Source organism: Arcicella sp. BE140, assembly GCF_031456255.1.
Classification (GTDB): domain Bacteria; phylum Bacteroidota; class Bacteroidia; order Cytophagales; family Spirosomataceae; genus Arcicella; species Arcicella aquatica.
This window is the reverse complement of record NZ_JAVDUE010000023.1, coordinates 63,232-86,272: the sequence shown is the minus strand read 5'-3', so window position 1 is coordinate 86,272 and position 23,041 is coordinate 63,232. Positions and strand designations below refer to the sequence as shown.

Sequence of the window (23,041 nt, the reverse complement as noted above, 5' to 3'; positions counted from 1 at the left end):
AACCCCGAAAATTGCCAGTATTGACACTTTTTCGGGGTTGTTTTTTTGTAATATATTGATAATTAAATATTTACAACATTAAAGGAAAGCCTACGGAGCTCCAACAAAATGAAAAATCCACTCAAAAACAGAGTGGATTCATTCAAAACACATATTTTATTTAAAGGTAAGCCTACACAAACTCTTTTCCTTTCTTTGTAGCATCTGCTACAAAGCTCTTAACAAATTGCTCCTGCTCTTTTTCACAAATCATCAATACATTATCATACTCGGCTACGATATAACCATCTAGTCCTTGAATGACTACTAATCTATCTTTAGGCGTTTTAATGATACTGTTTTTAACGTCATAAAGCATTGTTGCACCATCAATCACATTAGCATCTTCGTCCTTATCTGATACTTCATACAATGATTTCCAAGTACCTAAATCAGACCAGCCAATATTTCCTAACACTGTAAATACGTTCTCAGCTTTTTCCATAATGGCATAGTCAATTGAGATACTCTCACAGTTTTGATATATCTCATTGATGAAATCTGTTTCTTGTTCAGTGTAATAAATATCATTACCTGCTTCAAAAACATTATGTACAGCAGGACTATTATCTGCAAATGCCTTTTTGATTGCCTTGGCAGTCCAGATAAAAATTCCAGCATTCCAAACATAGTCGCCACTTTCAATAAAAGCTTTTGCTAATTCTAAATTTGGCTTCTCTCTGAATGTCTTTACTCTTTTAACTTCTGTTTCAGATTGATCATACTGAATATAACCATAACCAGTATCGGGTCTGGTTGGTGTAATTCCAAGCGTTACTAATACATCTCCGCTAGCAGCAGTTTCAAGCGCAATATTTATTCTTTTTTCAAACTCGTTTTCTTTCAATATAATATGGTCGGCCGGAGCAACTACAATATTTGCATCTGGGTTTTGCTTGCCAATTTTATAACAAGCATACGCCACACAAGGTGCTGTATTTCTGCGGATAGGCTCTGCTAATATTTGGCTATCCGACAAAAAAGGCAATTGTGTTTTTATTAAATCAATGTAATCGGCACTTGTTACAATATAAATATTTTCATTTGGACAAATATTTTCAAAACGGTCAGCTGTTTGCTGTAAAAGCGTTCTACCCGTACCTAAAACATCATGAAATTGTTTTGGATTGTTTGTTCTACTAAATGGCCAAAAACGAGTACCTACCCCTCCTGCCATGATTACTACATAGTTATTTTTATTCATGATTTAGTATTAATTTTTATTTTTTAGTTGTGTGCTATGATTCTGGAATTTAAAGGTATGTATAGTTTTGAAAAAAAAGAAATTATCAAGAAAAGCTTCATAATTTAACAACAAAAACTATTTTAAATACCAAAAAATCTAATTTAACTACCTAATACACAACCTATGTTGTTCGGTAAATTCCTTGCTTTGATAATAGCTCGTGAATGGGTGATTTACTAAAATTAAACTATTATCTTGATTGAAGAATGGATTATGGCTAATATTTTGTGCTTATATTTAAGCATATTAGACAATTTTAAGAAAAAATGTAAAAAATTTACTCTGCTTGCATAATAAAATCCAAAATTTTCTTTCTATTTGTATAATAATTCAAAACATCACGGAGAAGATACTATTTCAATTTTTATTCACTAACAAAGAAACGTATGAAAAATTATTTTACGACAATCAGGCTTGGGTTAGTCACCTCACTATTGTTTTTGACCTCAATGCTATTTGCCCAAACAAAAATCTCGGGTAAAATAAGCGATGGTTCTACAAAAGAACCGTTGATTGGTGTAAGTATTTCAGTAAAAGGAAGAGTGATAGGAACAATATCAGATACTAAGGGTTCATTTTCACTTACTACAAGTACGCCCACTCCTTTTACTGTAATTGTATCAAGCGTTGGATATAATACGCAGGAATTTATTGTGGATGGTAGTAAAAGTAATTATGATATAACATTATCAGAACAAGTTATCATGGGGCAAGAGGTGGTTATTTCTGCTTCAAGGGTTGAACAAAGCATCATGAAGTCGCCTGTTTCTATTGAGAAAATGGACATCAGAGCCATACAAAATACGCCATCAGTAAGTTTTTATGATGCCTTAAAAAACTTGAAAGGTGTTGAAGTAAGTACACAATCATTAACATTTAGTTCTGTAAATACACGCGGATTCAATGCCAATGGTAATGTCAGAATGGTTCAGTTAATTGATGGAATGGACAATCAAGCTCCTGGCTTAAATTTTTCAGTAGGAAACATTGTCGGTATTTCTGAACTAGACCTTGAGTCAGCAGAATTATTACCGGGTGCTGCTTCTGCCCTATATGGTCCTAATGCTTTGAATGGTATTTTGTTAATGAATTCTAAAAGTCCTTTTTTATATCAAGGGTTGAGTGCCTCTGTTAAAACAGGCGTAATGAATGAGTCAAGTCGTTCTGTAGCAACAACAGGATATTATGATGCTTCTATCCGTTATGCTAAGGCATTTAATAATAAATTTGCCTTTAAAGCTAACTTTTCATATTTGAAAGCAGACGACTGGCAAGCAAACGACTTTCGTGATCAAAGCTTTTTGAACGGTAGTAATTTCAATGGTACGCGTGATAACAATTTAGCTTATAATGGTGTAAACACTTATGGTGATGAAACTAACGTAAATATGTATAGTGGTTTATTAGGTAATGGTACGCCTGGTAATGGTGCAAACGGTACTTCAGCTATTTTAGGAGCTATTGCTACTTTTGTTTATCCAGCTAACATTCCTGGTATCGGAGGAAAATCATTGCTTCAATTAACTGGACAAAGTCCAAAACAAATTTTTGATGCCATTATTCCAGGTCAAACGACTTCTAATATTTCTCGTATAGGCTATAATGAAAACGATTTAGCTTCTTATGGAACTACTAGTTTAAAACTTAACGGTGCTTTGCATTATCGAATTAACGATAACGTAGAAGCGATAGCTCAGGCAAGTTGGGGGAATGGAACAACGCTTTATACAGGTGCAGACCGTTATTCAATCAAGAATTTCAGCTTAGGCCAGTATAAACTCGAAATCAAAGGTTCTAACTTCTTTGTGAGAGCATACACTACGCAAGAGCGTTCGGGAGATGCATATGCAACTGGAACATTAGGCTCGTTGGTAAATGAAGCTTGGAAGCCAAGTACTACATGGTATCCACAATATTTTGGTACATTTGCTCAGACAGCTCTAACAAACTATGCGACTATTTTTGCTGGTGCATTAGGTCAAGGACTTGCTCCTGCTGCCGCTATGACAGCTGCTGCTGCGAGTACACAAAGTCAATTTGGTGCTTATCATACTGCTGCTCGTACTTTGGCAGATGCTGGTCGTTTAACTCCAGCCAGTCCATCATGGAATACTACACTTGATAATGTAAAAAGCCAGCCTATTCCACGAGGAGCAAAATTCAATGATAAATCAAATTTATATGCTATCGAAGGTATGTATAATCTTTCACAAGCATTCAATAATGTAGTAGATGTAATTGTTGGTGCAAACTACCGTACTTATTCATTAAACTCTGGCGGCACCTTGTTTGCAACACAAGAAGCAAATGCTGATGGGTCAAGCAATCCTAATGCTAAAGAATTTACAATCAGCGAATTTGGTGCTTATACTCAATTAGCTAAAGATTTATTTGACAAAAAGTTTAGACTTTCTGGTTCATTACGTTATGACAAGAACGAAAATTTTGCAGGACAATTTACACCAAGAGTATCAGGTGTATTCTCTCCTACTAATAATCATAATTTCCGTTTGTCTTATCAAACAGGTTTTAGAATACCAACAACACAAGACCAATACATTGATTTATTAACGCCTCAGGCTCGTTTGATTGGTGGTTTACCTTTATTTGATACACGCTATCAGTTATCAGGAAAAAGCTACATTTACCAGTCTGTATTGGCTAACCCAACTGACCCTACAAAATGGCAAGTATACAATCGTAAAGAATACAAACCTGAAAGAGTTGCTTCATGGGAAATCGGGTATAAAGGTTTAGTTGCACAAAAACTATTTGTTGATGCATACTATTATACTAGTACATTTACAAACTTCTCTATATCTCAAGTAGTAGTTAAACCAGATCCTGCCATTGCTGGAAGAGTTCAACCTTATTCATTACCAACTAATGCTGATAATGATGTAAAAACTGAAGGATGGGCTATTGGGTTAGATTATGCCCTGCCTGGTGGCTTCAATATTGGTGGAAACGTTTCTCATAACGTATTAAGCAATGATGGTGGTCTTACTTCTGGTCAGTTACAATATAATACTCCAGCGTATCGCTATAACTTCTCTTTAGGTAATCGTAATATTGCAAAAACAGGTCTTGGGTTCAATGTTGTATGGAGATACCAAGAATCATTTATCTGGCAGTCGAGCTTTGTAAGCCCAGCCGTAAACACGCTACAGGCAGGAAATATTCCAGCTTTCAGCACACTGGATGCTCAGGTTTCTAAAAAAGTAGCTAGTATTAAATCTATCATTAAGCTAGGTGGTACTAATATCTTAGGCAAGTCTTATGTTACTTCATGGGGTAATCCAACAGTTGGTTCAATGTTCTATATAGGTATTGCTTTTGACGAACTTTTGAATAAATAAGCGAGTATTAGCATTTATTCATCATAAAATAACCCTGAGAAAAACCAAATCTGGCAATTCTCAGGGTTATTTTTTTTATTCTTATTCCTCTAGTCATCAAGTCCTACAGTCTTGTAATCTACTTCAAATTCAACGGTGATTCCATTAACTTCATTTCTTGCTTTAAGAATTCTTCAAAACCTTCTTTATTTTTGAAGAATTCTTCGCTTTTTTCCCATCCAGCATAAAACCTAAATGATGTCTTTCCATTGATTAATTTCAAATTGACAGTATAAGTATTTAATATGCCTGTACCAGAATTAGGCGTTTGTCCGAAGGATATCAAACTGCTTTTAGGAACCACAATCGCCATGCCTAAATTATCGTGGTTCTCACTTTGCTGGTCATACGTATAAAGTCCCGTAATTTTATTAGAAGCTATTTCAAATGAATTTTTGCTATGCAAATTCACAATACCAGTTGTCAAAACAGCACCTTTCGGAGCATTTTTTAACGATACTGAGCTTTCATAAAAATACTGTCCTCCCCAAATGCTAATCACTTCTTCTACTTGAACAGGCGCTAAATGCTTTGCAATTTTCCAGTTCTTATATTTCAACTTAAAGACTGCTCTAAGTGGACCATTACTAATTTTCACATATTGTACCTCCTCAAAATTATTATCGCCTAGCCTTACCAAGGTATCTTTTCCTGAAGCATTTTTGAAGGTTAAAGCTAACGACCCTGCCCCTAACGATTTTCCAACTTTTAATACATCCATTCCCCAATCGGCTTGTTTGTGGTAATTATTGGCTGTATCTAGTCCTACTTCGTTCAGTACCATTTGGGAAGTAGTTTTACCCCAAATATCTTTGGCATTGCGAGTATCAAAATAAACCCGAAAGCCGACCTTATCATTTTCCCATGCAGGCCCTTCTGTAAGGAACGGAGGCAATGGCTGTTTTGAAAAATCTGTAGCAGGTTGTGTTCCTTTTACAGCATCTTTATCTAAAATATCTCCAAAGGTATCATCAGCGTTTTTCCGACGATGACGTACATTGGCTCTTACTAATGCTTTTATCGTAGCGGGTCTATCTGAGACTGAAATCTTAAAGCTTTTTACTTGATTGGCTACAAAAGACTGTAATAAAGCTATTTCATCCCATTTGCCATCACCATTTAGGTCATCGTATTGTGCCAAAATAGGTTGCTTGTTTTCATTAGCAAAAATTACATATTTTGATACTGGTACTTTACCAAGTTTTGCCTCTAAGAAAGCCCTTTTCAGTACGATTAATTCATTCTTTTTCTCAGTCGCTAGTTCATTCTTAAAAGTAACTACACTACTTTTTTGAGCATAACAGAGTGATGACAAACTTAATAGGCTGACGTTAATAATTGTTTTTACTTTGATGGATGTACTTTGCTTCATATTTGAATAGTTATATTAAAATTATTTTGCCTTCGTGAAATAATTATTCATGAAAAGCAACTGATACTGAATAGCGTTGTACCAATAAGGCCAGTTATGACCGCCTGGTCTGGTAAGGTAATCATGTGGAATATTTCTGTATAATAATTGCTCATGGAGTTTTTGATTTACTTCATAGAAAAAATCTTCTGTGCCACAGTCAATGATTAATGATAGTGAATTAGGCGTAAGCAAGTGCAATAGATTAATGACAGTGTTCTTCTCCCAACGCTCAGGTTGTTCTGAATATTTTCCAAGGCGTTTTGCCATATCCCAATTATTAGGGAAAGGACGAATATCAACGCCTCCGCTCATGCTTCCAGCCGTACCAAAAACGTCTTGATGCTTCAAGGCAAGATACAATGCACCATGCCCACCCATACTCAAACCCGTTATTCCTCTGGCTTTTCGGTCTTTTATTGTTTTGTAGTTATCATCTACCCATTTTACCAATTCTGTAGATACATAGGTTTCGTATTGATAGGTTGGGTCAACTGGGCTATCCCAATACCAGCTTGAAAAACCACCGTCTGGACAAACAATTATCATATTGTATTGGTCAACTGCTTTTTCAAAACCTTTGGCTTTGGTAAGCCAGCCAGAATAGTTATCGCTGTAGCCATGCAAAAGATATACAACAGGTAATGCTTTTTGAGTTTTATAATTGTCTGGCACAATTACTACTGCCTTAATGTTTTTTTTCATAGATGCACTGTAAGTCACTACTGTGTCAACTACGGCTGCACGACATACCAGATTAAAAAATAGGAAAAAAGCCAATAATGTATTTTGTATGTATCTCATTTTGTTAAATTGTTTAAAATATATTTGATTAACAAAAGTGAAAAAAACATATTGATTTTACAGTATTTCCCTCAAAATAATAGCTAATTTTTGATAGATAACACTACCCCTGTATTTCATGTTTTATCTTTCTTCAAAGCCTTTTTGGGTAATTTAGCTTTTATCAAATCATAAGATTCTCCGAGATACCTTATCCATTCCTTGTCATTCAATATATCAAAACTAGTCACTTGCACCCATTTGAATTTAGCTCCTCCATAAGGTGCAGGAACGATACCTTCTCTATCACAAAGCTCTTCAAATAGCTCATCAGCTACTTTGAAATTAGCTTTATCAAGGTTCTTGATATTGGATGAACAAAAAACCTTTCCCATGACCATAAAACAGAGTTGGTCTCCGTATTTTATGCCTTCAGCAGTATCTTCAAAAGACAAACAGATTTCTCTAATTCTTTCTATGTTCATAGGGTTATTTTTAGTTGCCTAGTTTAATTTTTAGTTGTCCATTGGCATAATCAACCCCACTATTTTGATTGTTGATAGAAACGCTTTGTGGCTTTTTTTCTAGGTTAAAGATAGCATTAATTATTGGCTGGCCACTAACGTTTATATTAAACGTATTATGTTGATTTTTGGCTATAAAAAATAATTTAGAGAGTGAGCTATACAATGTTTTGTTGTCTTTACGTAAAAAGCTTCCATAACCTATAAAGTAATCACTTACTTCGTTAGGCTTATTTTCTGGATATGAAATACTTGTCAGGTAGGCATCTGTGGTATAACCATTAAAGGTTTTAATACTATTCAGGTGCATCAATCTCCCATCTGCCTGTAGGTTTAAATACACGTCCGTTACTTTTCCATTTTGTTTGATACGTACACCAATCATCTCATCTCCTTTTAAGCGCTCTATCTCTGGAATGTTTTTATCATTGACAGAATCTTTTAAAATAATGGCAGTAATAAATTTTGTTTGTCGCATTGGTTCTGGCGAAGCAATACTATAATATTTTTCTTGTTCTTTCACATTATCCTCTTTCGGAGCAAGTATTTCAGAGAGAATCATTTTCTCTGGAAAATCATGGTTAAAGCCCGTTTCAACCAACGTTTCTGGGAACAATGGACGTACTAACACAGACGCTTTCTTATTCACAATACTAATGTCGCCACGTTCTTTTCTTGATTCCCCTTCTGGATGCAAAAGCCATTCAAACTTCCCTGCTTCATAGGCTTTCACATCATCAATAATTAAAATTACTTTACCTATCCATAAAAAATGGCGAAAGTTTCTAGCATAAATGCTCGATGTTGGCCCTGTACCATTCGCCATTACATATTTCATATCACCAGCATCGAGTAATTCACTCATCTCTCCTCGCAATGGCGAGCCGCCATATTGTTGTTCCTTAGGCTGATATTTTCCATTAAAAGTAAGGACATTATGAGCAGGACTTTGGAAAAAATACTCTGGATACTCTTTTGTGCCATAACTACTATTGCCAGCATCTTTAATCACAGCTTCACCTTTATGAAATAGTATAAATGAATTAGCATCAGCATGTGAATGATTCCAAGTATGCCCCGACTTTATGCCTAGCATGGTGGCATTTTTCTCCCAAGAAGTCCGCATAGTCGTCCAGTCCATCTCTTCAAAAATTTCAGATGTTGGCAAATCTGGTAATTTAGGTGCTTTTGCCATGTCTGGATGATACAGAATGCCTAAAGGAGCATTTTTAAACAAGCCTTCGCGATGTTGAAAGTTTTCGATTTGATTCAAATACCATAAAGCATTGGGATTTTGATAGCCCAATGCCCAAAGTAGTTTCACAGGGCGTTCGCCTACGATGTTTTTATGACTATCCCCAAAGTTTAAGGAATACAACATTCCATCACGTGGATAACCAACGTGCATAAAAAAGTTCGGAATATTTTTCAATAACGAAATCTCTGGTTGTTTTACTTTGGGTAATACATTTTGATGAGCCAAACGGAAGAACAAATATTCAGATACCCCAAAGGCAGCATAGTTTACACTTTCATACATTCCTCCTTTAGCATCCCATGTTTTGGGTTTTGCTTGCAATTGGTCTCCTGCAAAACCAAACCATTCTTTTGATGCCTGATTCATTTCTTCAATCCAGGGATTTACCTCTGGGGCATCGTCTTTAATAGCCAAGGAAGCTACACCTGCCATATACACACAGGCTGTCCACCAGTTATGTCCCATAGAGTTTAAACTATGGATACGGTTTTCGGGTAAAAGCCATTCGTTGACCGCTGGACGAATTCCCATTCGCATCACACCATCAACGATTGTCTTTCGTTCTTCCTTCGTTAGTTCGTTATAAACACCTTCTAAACCCATCGCTACATTCCAACAGTTTTCAGCCGTCTTTAAATCTGAAGACCAAGCAGGTTGACGTTTTAGCATTTCTGGATTCGACCACGTTGTACGTGTACACAAATCCAACAAAAGGGCTTTTGTTTTATCTGCATATTTTTTTTCGCCTGTTACCAAATAGGCTAACGATAGGTAATCAATTTTACCATAATCCTTTTTTGTCAAAAGTGCATTTGCCTCCGAAAGTACATCATTCCAATTATTCTTGAATTCTTCTTCCGTTACTATCCTTTGCTTCAATAAATCTACCCTGTCTTTGGTGAAGTACAGGTTCTGATGTTTTTGGGCAAAAGTCGTTATTGAGAAATAACAAAAAATGGTAATGAGAAAAAATAGCTGTTTTACTTTCATTGGTTCTATACTGGTAATAATTTGTTATAATGTTTATTTTTCAACCCTAAACCAATCGAAATCGGCATAGCCTGAATCGTTAATGGTTGTTTCTCTGGTAATAAAAAGACCCATTTTGGCACCTACCCAACGTCCCGTTTCAGCTTGGAAGGCTTCTCCTACTTCTTTAAATGTTGTGCCGTCAGTACTATAACTAAAGGTGCAAAGTCCGCCATCGGCAACTTTTAGTCTTAAATAGATTGCTAGACTAGCATCTATTTTGGTAATCGTATTTTCTTTTTCTGGTTTTAAATTATCGGCATCTTTCCCTATAGTATGTACCAAATACACGCCATCTTTTTTAGATTTCAAGGCAATGTTTGCATAGCTATACCCCATTACGGTTAAACCTACTTTTTCATTCTCAATACGCTCATTAGGCTTGAATACCAATTTTGTAGTAGCTGTAAATACTGGTGCCGGAAACTTTTGTAACAATACATTCGGTGACCACCAAAGGTTTTTATCGGCATCAATCTTATCAGAAAACAGTCGCATTACTCCTTTGGATGGATTCATATACGACCACGTAGCTTTAGGATTCGCATTCCATTGCCATTGTTTACCAATAGATAAATCATTGAATTCATCTGATTCTTGAGGAGTTTCAATCGGAAATACACCTGCTACTTTGGGTTTTTTGTAGGTCAAAACTGGTTCGCCTTTTCCATCACCATCTTGGTCAATACCAATTACTGGCCAATCGTTTACCCACTTCATCGGTTGTAGGTGTGTAATTCTACCATACATCGTTTTCTCTTGAAAATGAATAAACCAATCTTCACCTGCGGGAGTATTTATCCAAGCACCTTGGTGTGGCCCATTTACTGTACTTTTACCTTGGTCTAATACTACTTTACGTTCGTAAGGACCATAAATATTTTTTGAACGTAAAGCCAATTGCCAGCCCGTAGCCACACCGCCTGCTGGTGCAAAAATGTAGTAATAACCGTTGCGTTTGTACATCTTAGGACCTTCTAAGGTTGGGTCTAAATCATGCCCATCAAACACGAGTTTGCCGTCGTCCAATACTTTTGTACCGTCGTCGCTTAGTGTTTTTAATACAATAATACTTTTAATCCCTGCTCTACTTCCTGCGTATCCATGTACTAAATAGGCTTTACCATTATCATCCCAAAACGGACAAGGGTCTATTAGTCCTTTACCTGCTTCAACCATAATCGGGTTTGACCAAGGGCCTGCTGGATTCTTTGCTTTTATCACATAAATCCCAAAGTCTGGGTCTGGATAATAAATCATGAATTCGCCTTTGTGATAACGAATGGCTGGAGCCCAAACACCTTTCCCATGCTGAGGTGTGGCAAAAACGTCAAAGGGAGGTTGTTTGATTAAAGCATTCGTCAATATTTTCCAATTCACTAAATCTTTAGAATGTAGAATCGGTAGTCCAGGGATGTTTTCAAAAGAGGAGGCTACTAAATAATAATCTGCTCCCACTCTCACCACATCGGGGTCTGAATAATCAGCATGGATAATCGGATTGGTGTAGGTTCCATCTCCATTGTCAGCTACCCAAACTTTTGATTTGTATTGAGACATTCCATCGTTGGCAAGCAACATGATTCCCCACAAGCAGAATGCTTTAATAATTGTCTTTGTCATTTCTTTGAAATTTTACCTTTGATGTTATTTTTTGGAAGTTGGTGAAGCTCTTCTCTTAATAAATAAGCCAAAATTGGACTTGCATAAAAAGAGTTAAAATTATTCTTCCCCATTTTTCTATCTACGATGTGTGTTAGTAGAAAGCCAAAAGTGCCATTTTTATAATCAATCCAAGGGTAAGCTCCTGCCCAACTTGGGCTACTGATTAGGGTAGCGTTACCCTTCTTATCAATTTCTTCTCTCCATAAACCCAAACCATAAATACTTTTATGTTTGGCAGCACGTACTTTTTGAGGAAACTCTGGCATTTTCACAAAAGCATCACCAATTTGGTCAGCTTGCATTTCAGCAATTGCTTTTTCGGATAAAATTCTTTTGCCTTTGTAAACGCCTTTATTTAAAAACATCTGCAAAAAATGAGCGTAGTCGTTTACCGTTGAAACCGCTCCTCCACCCAACATGGGGCTATGCCCTCCTCCTACTGAATCTACAGGAGTAAAATGTGTATGAGACATTTGTAAAGGACGAGCAATCTTTTCTTGAAATATACTTTCCCATGTTTTCCCTGTAGCTAATTCAGCCATTCTGCCTGCCACTTGCATCGCTAAACCTCCATAATGAAATTGGCGTTTTATAGAAGAGTCAATAGGCTTTTCAACCGCTAAGGGTAAAATATGTCTGACAGATTCTTCTAACGTTTGATAGTCGTCTCTGTGGTTTCCTTTGGGTTGATAATCAGGATAATTGGCAGTATGGGAAAATAATTGACGAAGCGTAGCTTGTCCTTTGGCATCAGCAAATTCGGGTAACCATTTTATTACTTTATCGTCCCAAGATAATTTTCCTTCGTCCACCAATACAGCAATCGTAGCTGAAGCCAACCATTTACCTGCCGAAGCAATATAAGTACTGGTTTGGGGTTGATAATTACCGAATGATTTTTGATGAAGTACTTTTTGACGATTACCGACAATCAAATTCGCTCCATGATAATATCCACTATCTACCCAAGTTTGTACTTGATTATCGAGCAAAGCAAAGCCTTGAGAAAAGGCGTCAGTCTTTCCTGAAAATACTAAACATATCATCAATAAAAACTGAAGCTTATTTTGTATCGTTTTCATCCTTTTACAGCAATATGAAATCCCTACTACAAACACTATTTCACTTTATACATTTTGAAGGCAAACAAAAAGATAATAGCATAGCATATAATCGGTAAATAATAAGCGTGTGCCACATTTTGATTAGCCACCAAACCCATTAACAAGGGAAAGAAAGCGCCCCCTACAACACCCATCGAAATAAATGAAGAGGCTTGTTGTGTATGTTTTCCTAAACTTTTCAGTCCTAAACTAAAAATGGTTGGGAACATGATGCTAAAGAAGAAATTGATAAACATTAGGGCAATGTATGAAGTCCAGCCCCAAGCCTGAGCGACAATCAAGCAAGAAATAATACTGCCCAAAGCAAAGAAAGACAACAGGATATTAGGCTGAATAAATTTCATTAAATAAGTACCTACAAAACGCCCTAATGCCATCATTGCCATAAAGATAATCATGTAATTACCAGCAGTAGCATCGGTAAAACCCATTACTTCATGACCATAGTTAATAAAATATGACCAAGTGCCTGCCTGCGCTGCTACATTGAAAAATTGTGCAATTACTGCCCATACAAAATGACGATTTTGCCATAAAGTTTTTTCGGTCGTATTGAATGAAGGATTTTGAACATCGTCTTCAAGAATCTCGTGAGCATCCGTAAAGGCAGGTACTTTCACAAAAGCAAAGGCAATAGCGATACAAGCAATGACAGAACCAATAGCTGTATAAAGTGTTTTAACAGAACCTAAATCATTAGAATGTTCAACACTGCCACTCAATAAAAAGTATGACCCGATTGCAGGGCCAATAATAGTACCCACGGCATTAAACGATTGCGAAAAGTTGATTCGCTGGTCGCTAGTTTGTTGGTTTCCTAATGATGCTACAAAAGGGTGAGCAACAGTTTCAAGCGTAGCCATACCGCAACCTAAGATAAACAACGCCAAACGAAACATCGTAAACGATGTAGCATTAGCGGCAGGAACAAACAAAAATGTACCAATCGCAAAAAGCGACAAACCAAACAATACGCCGTTTTTATAGCCAAACTTTTTCATAAATATTCCTGCAGGGATACTCATCACAGCATACGCACCAAAAACCGAAAGCTGAATCAATCCTGATTGAGATTTAGAAACATTCAATACATTTTGAAAGTGTTTATTCAATACATCGCTCATTGAATGGGCTATTCCCCAAAGCATAAAAAGTGAGGTAACGAAAATGAAAGTAACTAAGTATTGCTTTTCGGTTAGTTTTATCTTTTGAGTCATTATTGAAATTTATTTTAATTGTTTTTTCCATAGACCAACCGCACCCATCAAGGCCGCTTGTTCGTTCAGAGAAGATTTGATAAGTTGTATTTTATGAGTGTTCTCTGATAACATTTTTTCTACTGCTGGAAAAAACAAGGGAGAAGCTCCTGCGATATTTCCACCCACTATAATTAATTCTGGATTAAAAATCTTAGTGAAATCATCAATAAACAGGCACACGTTTTTGGCAAATTCTGTGAATACTTCTTGCGAGGCTTCATCATTTTCAAAGGTTTCTACTAACTGTTTGGCACCATCAACGGTTTTGCCTGTTAATTCATGGTAGCGTTTCACAAACCAACGGGTAGAAATATAGTCTTCGGCAACGCCTTCTAGTAGTTGATGATTTATTCCCATTGCCATGTCTTTGGCATCTCCCTCGTGATAGATGGATGTTCCCAAGCCTGTTCCCATCGTTATACCAATAGCTTTCTCATATTGCTGTCCTGCTCCAAACAGCATTTCACCTTCCAAAAATGCTTCTGAGTCGTTTCTAAAACTAATATTGTTAACTGGTATTGATAATCGCTCCGAAAGCTCATTTCTGATGTTTAAACCATATAAACTTTCGTACTTATTAACATTTTTCATCAAGCATATTCCATTTTCATAATCAAATGGTCCAGGCATGGCTATGCCCAAGTAATAGGTTTTTACTTGATTGCTAGTTTGGACAATAGCGTTTGCCCAAGCTGTTAAGATTTCTTCTGATGAAGCATGAGGATTTAGCTTGCTTCTGACGATTGATGAAGTAATGATTTTCCCATCCTCAATATTTACTTGTGCCGCTGTGATGTGCGAGCCTCCGATGTCAACTCCGATGTACATACGTTTAAAAAATTCTTATGAAAACAGTTAAGACTTGCGCTAGCTAGAAATCCTAATAGTATTTTTAGAAAGGTTTTATAATAATGCTATTAATGTATTTAAGTAGTGATTATTAGTTATCAGCCATTTACAATAAATGAAAATGTTGATTAAATTGTATTGATTATTTTTGTGGCGTAAGCCAAATAGCTTGTCCCCCAGATGGTAAAAGTTTAGCATCCAATACTGTAGCGTTATCTACTGTAATGCGTTGAATACCAACTTTTGTAGCACTGGTCAAGGAACTGTCGTCAGCATAAATATTGGCGGTATATTTAATGCCTTTAGGTAAAAAATCTAACTTTATTTTTAGCGTTCGTCCTTCGTTACTTGTTAATGTACCCACGAACCAGTCTTTCCCATTTCTTCGGGCTGTGGTAATATACTTTGATATTTCTCCTTGAATTACCCTTGTCTCATCCCAAGTAGTTGGTATTTTATTCCAAAACTCTAATTCTGGTTCATCATTACTAGCCTTAGGTTGGTCGTACCAAAACAAGGTTTGCAAAGGGCTATAATATACCGCTGCCATTGCCAACTGATGTGCGTGAGTAGTTTTGATGCGTTTATCAAAATAACAAATCGTATAGTCTGCTGCACCGCCAATGTATCTTGTAAAAGGCAATGTTACGTTGTGTGTAGCATCTGGCATTTCTTCGTTACCTCTTACCCCCTCGGCTGTCATTAGGTTTGGATAAGTACGCATTTCTCCTGTCGGACGCCAATCGTCATGAATGTTCACCATTAACTGATTGTCAGCACATTTCTTAATTGCCTCCTCTACCCATGTAGTCCAGCGATGGCTACCAGCTTGTACAAAGCCAAATTTCACCCCTTTAATTCCCCATTTTTTATACAATGGGAAAATCTCATCTGCTTGTTTATATAACGACTGAAGGTTTACATACAACCAAATTCCCACACCACGTTCTTTGCCATAAGCCACTATTTCGGCCATGTCCATTTTTGCTTTTACTTGCGTAGCATCAGTGTCCCAAGTAAGGGCAGGGCCATACCATTTCCAGTCGAAAAGCACATATTGTAAGTTTCTTTTTACGGCAAAATCAATAGCGGCTTTTGCCCCTTCAGTAGTCAGGGTCATCTCTCTGATGATTTTCCCCGGCTTAATCCAATCTGTATTCGCTATTTTATTTGGCGTATTCAAATTCAGGATAATGTCGTTATTCTCAATCAATTTGCCTTCGCTTTCTGCTATCATAATTACTCTCCAAGGTGTACCGAAATAGGTAATACCATCAACCCCACCATATAATGCTGTTTGAATCGTATTCTTTTTCGTTTTACTAATGATAAATTTAGCTCTGGCATAATCTACCATTTGTGCCTCCGCTAAACAAGCCCACAATCCATTACTCAACCGCAAAGGCATCGGTCTTTCCCCTGCATCCACCCAATTTTCAAGGGGTAATTCAGCATATTTTCCTTGCGCCCATTGTGTATAAAATGCAGTTGTTCCCGAGGGTAAGGCAAACTCTGTATTTTCAGCCGTAATTTGGTAGTAAGAGCCTTTAGGGTTTTCTGGAAAATAATAACGGATAGCTACGCCCGCATCATAAGCACGTACTTGGATTTCTAAAGTGTAGTCGGCATTACTAGCTTTTTTGAAAGCAAGATTTACTGCTTGATAATGGTCTCTAATCAATGAACGTTCACCGTATAGGGGCTTCCAAGTAGTATCTTTCTGGCTTGTTTTAATGCCCACAAATTGTAAGTCTTCACACCACTTTTCAGTTTTATCTACTTTTAGTGCCATTGCTAATTCTGAAAGGTGATTATCCAACTGAATGTCTAGCTCAGATTCCAATATTACTGCTTTGCCTTTGTAGCTTACTGTATAAAAAATAGCTTTCTTGCCCTTTTCATCAATCTTTTGGTAAACTGTGCAAAGGATATTTCTATCGGGTGAAGTAATGGTTATTTTTGTACTATCTATCATACCTTTTTGTGCTAATAAGGTATGGGTAAAAACCAAGGTAAAAATTATCGCTAAAATCTTTTTCATCATTAATTTTAATAAAGGGTATCAATCGTTATTTCTTTTGATTCATTTTCTTGTATCGCAACAAAGCTTCGATATAATAATAATCTGCATAAATAATAGAGGCGTCTATTTCTCCACCAATTGGCACATTGCCTGTAGAATGTAACAAAAAGGCATCGTTCACACTACCACTTTGATAGTTCGTGGTTGAAAGACTTTCAAGCATTTTCTTGGCTTTAGCATAGTATAAGGCACTTTTCTTTTTATCCTTTACCAAAGTAGAAAGTTCAAACAAGGCCGAAGCTGTCACTGCGGCAGCAGAAGCATCGCGCGTAGTATTAGGAATATCAGGTGCATTGAAATCCCAAAAAGGAATTAGGCTTTCGTCAGGTAAGTTTTTCAAATATACATCTGTTACTTTCTGAGCAAAATCTAAGAACTTAGGATTCTTCGTTTCACGATAACACATCGTAAAACCATAGATTGCCCACGATTGTCCCCTTGCCCACATCGTATGGTCGGCATAGCCTTGGTGAGTAATTCCTCTGATTTTTTTGCCTGTGAGCGTATCATACAAAACTACGTGATAAGACGTATAGTCATCTCTAAAATGGTTCTTCATCGTCGTCAAAGCATGCGTTTCAGCCATTTTATAGAGATTTTTATTGCCCCCATTTTTTGATGCCCAAAACAGTAACTCTAGGTTTATCATATTATCGATGATGGTATTATGCGCACCAAATTTTTGTACTTCTCTGGGCCACGAAAGTATTGTTCCTACTTTGGGGTTGTATAAAGTGGCTAATACATTGGCAGTATTGAGTATTACTTTTTTATAAGAGGGGTTTTTAGTAAGTCTGTAACCATTGCCATAGCTACAAAAAATCTGGAACCCTAAATCATGGTCATACGCTACTTTTTGTGTTGATAACGGCAATAACTGTTTATCGAAGCGTTCTGCTTGGGTTTTAAAAAACGGCTTTTTTGTTCCTTCATATAAATACCAAAGCGAACCCGACCAAAAGCCACTGCACCAATCCTGATAATCTACCAATCGCCACGTCTTGCTATCTTTATTGATACTTCTCGGAATATTCAATTGCCCGTCGGGTGGTAAAGTACTAATCGTTTTTTTGGCTTGTATAGCACAATAATCAATGTTTTTCTGAACATTGAACTGAGCCTTGGTAGGCAAAACCGACGAGATAAGAAGAATTGATAAAACTAGGATTGTTTTTTTCATTGATTTGTAATTAATCGTACACTAAAATTTAGGCAATACTCGATTCTTTCAGATTCGATATGAATACTAGCATTTTACTTCTTATTTCACAAGAAGTGTATATTAACGAAATGCCTAAATCTAGCTTGCTTAAATGATTAAGCAAATCTAATTTAAAAAAAATATATCACAAAATATTTCTATTGTTATATTTCAAAGACTCACGATAATTCAGGATAAACAGAAAAAAAACGTATTTTGAAGGGTATCTGTTTTAAAGGCACAAAAACTAATTATTTACAGTGATTTTCTGTCCTTTTTTCAATAAGATTTTATCAAAAACAGGTCATAAAGGAAAAACACATTTGATTTTACTTAATCCGTTAAGCAATTTCATGTTTAGAAGAAGAATCTCGTAAAATAATCGAGGCTGGTAAAATGTATTCTTTAGATAAATACTTGTCGGAATTCTCCATGTGAACCAACAAAGTATTAATCAATTGCTTAGACATTTCTTGGATGGGTTGTGCTATCGCTGAAATAGAAGGTTGGTGTATTCTAAACAAATCGTTATCATCAAATACCATAATACCGATTTCTTTCCCAATTTTTATTCTTTTTCGGTTTAATAACTCTATACCACTCATGGCTAGGTAGTTGGTTGCAAAAAATATGGCATCGACTGAGGGGTTATCTATTAAAAACTGCCCTATTTCTTCGGTAATGTTTTCAATTTTAGCAGAAGAGTAGTCAAATTTCTTGATGATTGAAGGAATACGTTTTTCAAAAATAGCCTTCTCATAACCCAACAAACGGTCTATCATTTGTGCCTGCGAAGAATCAAGTGTGATGAGGGCAATGTTTTTATAGTTTTGGGCAATCAGGTGTTTTACGGCTTTATAAGCACTATCAAAATTATCCATTCCTACGTAGCTTACGTCAATGTCAGTACAATTTCTATCAAAAAGCACTACAGGTAAACCACTATTAATCAGTTGAGTAATATCGCTTTCTATTCCTTCCGTCGGCGTGATGATGTATCCATCCACGTTTCTTTCTCTAAAAGTATTGATTAGTTCTTTGGCTTTGGTAGGATTGTTTTTGGTACTGCTATAGATAATTTTATAACCGTTTTCGTAAGCGATATTCTCGATATTTCCCGCGACACTGGCAAAGAATGGATCGGCAATATCTTCAACGATTAATCCAATTACATTGGTTTTGCCTGTTCTTAAACTTTTAGCGAGGTGATTGGGCTTAAAATTGTTTTCTTCAACATACGCTAGTACTCTTTTGGTGAGTTCTTCACTAATGCGTTTTTCTTTGGCTTTGCCATTAAGGATATAGGAAACAGTTGCAGTAGAAATTTTTAACGTTTCGGCAACAGCCTTAATAGACATCTTTTTCATCGTACTTATAATTAAATTGATTGCTTATAAAATTGGATAAATATAAGACAAGTTAAACGATTATTTTAATTTATCGAACAGATATTACCTATAATTCAATCAAAGCAATACAAAGTAGTATGGAGAAGCATTACGCTGATGAATTACTATTAGGTTTTATGCCCCAGCTATTCATTAATATTTGTTACAATAAGGTAGCATATTTTTACTGTTTACCTCTACCGAAAAGGTTAAAATTAGCAATAAGGTAGCGAAATGATTTTGCCGAAAAATTATCGAAGATAATTACTGTCAGTCCTTTGCTTCTCAGTACAAAATACCCTGAAATGAGGATAAAGGCTTCTACCGAAATATAGGCTACTACGGAAGCATAGTATTGTAAAGCATTGATTAACAACAAGTTGATACCAACACTAACGATACCAGCAATCAGGGTGATATTCAGAATATACCTATCCAATTTTAAGCTTAACATGGTTTGGGCTTGAAACAAACTCAAACTTGATAAAATCGGGACAACGCATAAATATTGAAATACACCTATTGAGTCAAGGAATTTTTCACCAAAAATGAAGGAGACGATATATGGAGCTACTAGATAAAGAAAGACTGTTCCAAGGATAGTAATGAAGAACACCACTGGGATAATGTTTTGTACTAGTTCCAACCCTTTCTGAAGGTTAGCATTCATCTTATTGGCTATTTCAGGGAAGATAGATTGTGAAATAGGATTAATACAAACCGTTACGACGACTGTAATCAACCTTACCGCAGCGGAATAAATCCCGACACTCCTATCATCTAACAGAAAACCAATCAAGAAAACATTGGTAGTAGTATAAAGATTAATAACGATGGTAGAAACAAAATAGAAGCGTTCTTCTACCAACAAATCGATAATTCTTTGAAGTTTTATAAAGTAAAAAGTAAGGTTGTAGCGTTTCATGGCAATATAAAATGCCCATAATCCTGCTAGTATTTGCCCTAAGCTTGTAAGAATATTAAACCAGAAAAAAGATTGTGTATCGTGTACAACAAAGAAGATGGCTATAGAAGATGCTAATTTAAAACATAATGCAATGAGTGCCGCAGTTTGGATTTCTTGGATACCATGAAAAAACCAAGTCGGGAAAAATACACAACCCAATACAAAACTAAATGAATAAAAATGAAGTGCAAACTCTGAACGAAGGGTAGGAACAGACAAGGTACATACCAGAAATATGACGGTACTAATAACAAACAGGAAAATCTTGGTGGAGATAATTTCATTAAAGGTATCTACTAGCTGTTCAGGATTATCCTTTACGACTGAAATACGTTTGGTTCCTGTTGTATCAAAGCCATAATTAATCAGTAATAAAAAATAATTAATGTATGACTGTGAAAAATTTATTTTACCAGTATAAATAGGACCAATTGCCCTAAAAACATACGGTATAACAACTAAAGGTAATACAAAACTAACTAATTGAAGGAGTAGTAAACCTCTAATATTCCTTAATACAACATTCATTTTTATAAGTTTGACAATAAAATAGCGGTTATGCGGAGAATTTAACCATCAAAGGTAAGCAAAACAAGCATAAACACTTACCATATTGCTATAGATTTATCTATGTCAATTCTTCTTAACAGTTTTTTGTTACAAACTTAGCTTAAATATTATAATTACGGACACGTATAGTTTTTTAATATTTTGTGAAGATGATTGATTTTAAGCATCAAAACATTTTTTTCCAATGGTTGGGGAATAATGCTCTTAGTGTAATTAATGCTTTTTGAAGATGGTTAGAAACGGATTGATTGTTAATATTCATTATATTAGCAATATCCGAATGACTGACGCCTTGATAAAATTTCAAGAAAAGTACTTCACGCTGACGTTTCGGCAATAGCTCTATTGCTTTTCGCATGCGTTGCTCATTTTGTGAATATCGTTCATATTCTATTAAGCTATTTTCAATGGTTTCCTCATCTGTTAAGTTATCTTCATCATCAAAATTATCATATAGTACATTCCATTGGTTCTTTCGCAATTGTGATATCAAGTTATTACGGGTAGCACGAACCAAGTAGATAGTCATCACATTTATTTCACCTACGATATTGCGTTTTTCCCACAGATATAAAAAGAGGTCTTGAATAACATCTTTGACCAATTCTCTGTCTTTCGTAATGTTCAGTCCATAGTTAAATAATATTCTATAATGGCTTTCACAAAGCTGTGCATACGCTTCCCTGCTCCCTAGCTTAGCTTGATTCCATAATTCGAGATAAAAATCATTAGATTTTGATAACGTTTCTAGCTGTTTATTTTCCATGACTGCTTAATTGATTAAGCAAATATAATAATAAAAATATTAAATAAAATAATTTTGCGATTTTTTAGTAAAGAATTTATTTCCATTACTTATTCCCTTCTTTTACATAGCCATTAAAATAAAAAATGCCATGTTAAAAGTGCGTTGGTTTTGTTGAAACGGCATAAATGCAAAAACTTCCTTTATAAAAAAACCTCTGCAAGTATTTATCTTGCAGAGGTAAAAACAGTATTTTGAATGCGTGATATGAGGTTAAACAATATTGTGGTAATCAAGCTATTATTTAGCTTTCACAAATTTGGTTACGTTAAAACAGTTTTCTACTACAAGCGTATCGTTCTCAATTTTTTGAACTGTCCAACCATCACACGCTATAGCGATACAAAGTACATTTGGACAAGGTTTAAAATCAGAAAAAGTAATTTTGTTATCTTTGAACGTGTATTTATTGCCAATCCAGCCACAACAATCTGCACCAGGCTTTCCATCACTTAAATAGTTGCCATCAGCTGTAAATTCAATGGTTGGTAAAGCAACTAATGTATTAATCGTTGTCCATTTGGCATCTGCCCCTTTATCTTTTTGCATATAAGTAGGGTTCCATTTTCCTACTAATTGATTAGCAGAAACTTTGGCTGAACTTTCTTTTCCGGGGGTTACTTCATCTACTGATTTACAAGAGCTAACCATTAAAAGTAATCCTAAACTTAATGTTAATAATTTCATGTTATTTAAAGTTTAAATTTTAATAAACTGTTTTTATAAAGACGTAGAATTTATTTTGATGGTTGGAATTGTCGTTTCTTATTTTACCCTGACAAATTGGTTTTTAGTAGAACATTGTTCTAACACCAACGTATCATTTTTCAGTTGATCTATTTTAAATGTACTACAAATAAAACCACAGTCAACCGTAGGGCAAATTTTTGGGTCTGAAAATGTAATTACTTTATCTGATAGGCTGTATTTATTTCCTGCAAAACAACAATCTCCTCCTGCCTTACCATCTCGCAAAAAATCTCCTTTTTTGGTAAACTCCCAAACAGAAGGTATTACAGCAGCAAAGGTTTGAGGCACGTACCAATCACTCCAAGTACCATCGGCTTTTTTTGATTGCATCTGCCCAGTAGATAGCCATTTATTAACCAAACTATTTGGGTCAATTTCTTCTTTTGATTTACAAGAACCCAAAATCAAAAGAAATAAGAAACTAATCGCTAAAATTTTCATGTTATCAATGTTTAGTAATAAAAGTGTTTATAAGGCTATTGATTAACAGCTATTGTTTTTTTGCCTGTAAAATCATTGTTTTAAAAAACAAATCATCTTTCTATACAAAGACGCAATTGTTATTAAATAAGTTGTAATCTTGAAAATACTTTTCTTAGTACCTATTCCTTCCAAAAGCCAGTCATTTTTTGTACTTTTGCAGGAATTTTCTCAGCCTATTAGATAAAAACATCTCAACAGATAATTTTTAA

The 23,041-nt window shown here is 35.6% G+C and carries 17 protein-coding genes; 1 reads left to right on the top strand and 16 read right to left on the bottom strand.

The features are described from left to right. Nucleotides 1-172: 172 nt before the first annotated feature. A complete protein-coding gene (locus J2Y60_RS23280) occupies nt 173-1,243 on the bottom strand; it encodes a mannose-1-phosphate guanylyltransferase (protein ID WP_309924259.1) in 1,071 nt (356 codons plus the stop codon). A gap of 428 nt (nt 1,244-1,671) precedes the next feature. On the opposite strand from J2Y60_RS23280, the gene J2Y60_RS23275 reads away from it, so the two are divergent. Next, nucleotides 1,672-4,644 (top strand): TonB-dependent receptor domain-containing protein, encoded by a 2,973-nt coding sequence (locus J2Y60_RS23275; protein WP_309924257.1) that lies wholly within the window; start codon nt 1,672-1,674, stop codon nt 4,642-4,644. A 118-nt stretch (nt 4,645-4,762) separates the two neighbouring features. Here the strand turns inward: J2Y60_RS23275 and J2Y60_RS23270 are convergent, their stop codons facing one another. The 15 genes from J2Y60_RS23270 to J2Y60_RS23200 all read right to left on the bottom strand — a co-directional run bounded on the left by J2Y60_RS23270 (nt 4,763) and on the right by J2Y60_RS23200 (nt 22,790). Beyond that, nucleotides 4,763-6,055: a DUF4861 domain-containing protein gene (locus J2Y60_RS23270; protein ID WP_309924255.1), complete on the bottom strand. Its 1,293-nt coding sequence runs from the start codon at nt 6,053-6,055 to the stop codon at nt 4,763-4,765. 21 nt (nt 6,056-6,076) lie between these two features. Beyond that, a complete protein-coding gene (locus tag J2Y60_RS23265) occupies nt 6,077-6,898 on the bottom strand; it encodes an alpha/beta hydrolase family protein (protein WP_309924253.1) in 822 nt (273 codons plus the stop codon). A 116-nt stretch (nt 6,899-7,014) separates the two neighbouring features. Then, entirely contained in the window at nt 7,015-7,362 is a 348-nt protein-coding gene (locus J2Y60_RS23260; protein ID WP_309924251.1) for an MmcQ/YjbR family DNA-binding protein, read from the bottom strand. A 10-nt stretch (nt 7,363-7,372) separates the two neighbouring features. Then, the gene (locus J2Y60_RS23255; RefSeq protein WP_309924249.1) at nt 7,373-9,649 is read right to left on the bottom strand and encodes a heparinase II/III family protein; all 2,277 of its coding nucleotides are present in this window, start codon (nt 9,647-9,649) and stop codon (nt 7,373-7,375) included. 33 nt (nt 9,650-9,682) lie between these two features. Next, complete coding sequence (locus tag J2Y60_RS23250) at nt 9,683-11,311, bottom strand: glycoside hydrolase 43 family protein (RefSeq protein ID WP_409014248.1); 1,629 nt, start codon at nt 11,309-11,311, stop codon at nt 9,683-9,685. Next, nucleotides 11,308-12,435 (bottom strand): serine hydrolase domain-containing protein, encoded by a 1,128-nt coding sequence (locus tag J2Y60_RS23245; protein ID WP_309924247.1) that lies wholly within the window; start codon nt 12,433-12,435, stop codon nt 11,308-11,310. Before J2Y60_RS23245 ends, J2Y60_RS23250 begins: the two co-directional genes overlap by 4 nt. Nucleotides 12,436-12,470: 35 nt before the next feature. Further along, nucleotides 12,471-13,694 (bottom strand): L-fucose:H+ symporter permease, encoded by a 1,224-nt coding sequence (gene fucP / locus J2Y60_RS23240; RefSeq protein WP_309924245.1) that lies wholly within the window; start codon nt 13,692-13,694, stop codon nt 12,471-12,473. Nucleotides 13,695-13,703: 9 nt separating this feature from the next. Next, entirely contained in the window at nt 13,704-14,564 is an 861-nt protein-coding gene (locus J2Y60_RS23235) for an ROK family protein (protein WP_309924243.1), read from the bottom strand. A gap of 163 nt (nt 14,565-14,727) precedes the next feature. Next, nucleotides 14,728-16,626, bottom strand: a complete 1,899-nt coding sequence (locus tag J2Y60_RS23230; RefSeq protein WP_309994765.1) for a glycoside hydrolase family 97 catalytic domain-containing protein — start codon at nt 16,624-16,626, stop codon at nt 14,728-14,730. Between the two features lie 28 nt (nt 16,627-16,654). After that, on the bottom strand, nt 16,655-17,848 hold the full coding sequence (locus J2Y60_RS23225; protein WP_309924237.1) for a glycoside hydrolase family 88 protein: 1,194 nt from the start codon (nt 17,846-17,848) through the stop codon (nt 16,655-16,657). Between the two features lie 362 nt (nt 17,849-18,210). Next, a complete protein-coding gene (locus J2Y60_RS23220) occupies nt 18,211-19,236 on the bottom strand; it encodes a substrate-binding domain-containing protein (RefSeq protein ID WP_309924235.1) in 1,026 nt (341 codons plus the stop codon). Nucleotides 19,237-19,441: 205 nt separating this feature from the next. Beyond that, on the bottom strand, nt 19,442-20,752 hold the full coding sequence (locus J2Y60_RS23215) for an oligosaccharide flippase family protein (RefSeq protein ID WP_309924233.1): 1,311 nt from the start codon (nt 20,750-20,752) through the stop codon (nt 19,442-19,444). A gap of 208 nt (nt 20,753-20,960) precedes the next feature. Further along, nucleotides 20,961-21,560 carry a sigma-70 family RNA polymerase sigma factor gene (locus tag J2Y60_RS23210; protein WP_309924231.1) on the bottom strand — a complete coding sequence of 200 codons (600 nt, stop codon included), beginning with the start codon at nt 21,558-21,560 and terminating at the stop codon, nt 20,961-20,963. Nucleotides 21,561-21,839: 279 nt separating this feature from the next. Further along, entirely contained in the window at nt 21,840-22,286 is a 447-nt protein-coding gene (locus J2Y60_RS23205) for a hypothetical protein (protein WP_309924228.1), read from the bottom strand. 78 nt (nt 22,287-22,364) lie between these two features. Continuing rightward, complete coding sequence (locus J2Y60_RS23200; protein WP_309924226.1) at nt 22,365-22,790, bottom strand: hypothetical protein; 426 nt, start codon at nt 22,788-22,790, stop codon at nt 22,365-22,367. Nucleotides 22,791-23,041: the final 251 nt, after the last annotated feature.

What these genes read in the sequence shown, in the direction of transcription:
- J2Y60_RS23210 (WP_309924231.1), bottom strand. Translation starts at nt 21,560, where the DNA reads ATGGAAAATAAACAGCTAGAAACGTTATCAAAATCTAATGATTTTTAT.
- J2Y60_RS23250 (WP_409014248.1), bottom strand. Translation starts at nt 11,311, where the DNA reads ATGACAAAGACAATTATTAAAGCATTCTGCTTGTGGGGAATCATGTTG.
- J2Y60_RS23220 (WP_309924235.1), bottom strand. Translation starts at nt 19,236, where the DNA reads ATGAAAAAGATGTCTATTAAGGCTGTTGCCGAAACGTTAAAAATTTCT.
- J2Y60_RS23255 (WP_309924249.1), bottom strand. Translation starts at nt 9,649, where the DNA reads ATGAAAGTAAAACAGCTATTTTTTCTCATTACCATTTTTTGTTATTTC.
- fucP (WP_309924245.1), bottom strand. Translation starts at nt 13,694, where the DNA reads ATGACTCAAAAGATAAAACTAACCGAAAAGCAATACTTAGTTACTTTC.
- J2Y60_RS23270 (WP_309924255.1), bottom strand. Translation starts at nt 6,055, where the DNA reads ATGAAGCAAAGTACATCCATCAAAGTAAAAACAATTATTAACGTCAGC.
- J2Y60_RS23200 (WP_309924226.1), bottom strand. Translation starts at nt 22,790, where the DNA reads ATGAAAATTTTAGCGATTAGTTTCTTATTTCTTTTGATTTTGGGTTCT.
- J2Y60_RS23245 (WP_309924247.1), bottom strand. Translation starts at nt 12,435, where the DNA reads ATGAAAACGATACAAAATAAGCTTCAGTTTTTATTGATGATATGTTTA.
- J2Y60_RS23215 (WP_309924233.1), bottom strand. Translation starts at nt 20,752, where the DNA reads ATGAATGTTGTATTAAGGAATATTAGAGGTTTACTACTCCTTCAATTA.
- J2Y60_RS23260 (WP_309924251.1), bottom strand. Translation starts at nt 7,362, where the DNA reads ATGAACATAGAAAGAATTAGAGAAATCTGTTTGTCTTTTGAAGATACT.
- J2Y60_RS23235 (WP_309924243.1), bottom strand. Translation starts at nt 14,564, where the DNA reads ATGTACATCGGAGTTGACATCGGAGGCTCGCACATCACAGCGGCACAA.
- J2Y60_RS23205 (WP_309924228.1), bottom strand. Translation starts at nt 22,286, where the DNA reads ATGAAATTATTAACATTAAGTTTAGGATTACTTTTAATGGTTAGCTCT.
- J2Y60_RS23275 (WP_309924257.1), top strand. Translation starts at nt 1,672, where the DNA reads ATGAAAAATTATTTTACGACAATCAGGCTTGGGTTAGTCACCTCACTA.
- J2Y60_RS23265 (WP_309924253.1), bottom strand. Translation starts at nt 6,898, where the DNA reads ATGAGATACATACAAAATACATTATTGGCTTTTTTCCTATTTTTTAAT.
- J2Y60_RS23280 (WP_309924259.1), bottom strand. Translation starts at nt 1,243, where the DNA reads ATGAATAAAAATAACTATGTAGTAATCATGGCAGGAGGGGTAGGTACT.
- J2Y60_RS23230 (WP_309994765.1), bottom strand. Translation starts at nt 16,626, where the DNA reads ATGAAAAAGATTTTAGCGATAATTTTTACCTTGGTTTTTACCCATACC.
- J2Y60_RS23225 (WP_309924237.1), bottom strand. Translation starts at nt 17,848, where the DNA reads ATGAAAAAAACAATCCTAGTTTTATCAATTCTTCTTATCTCGTCGGTT.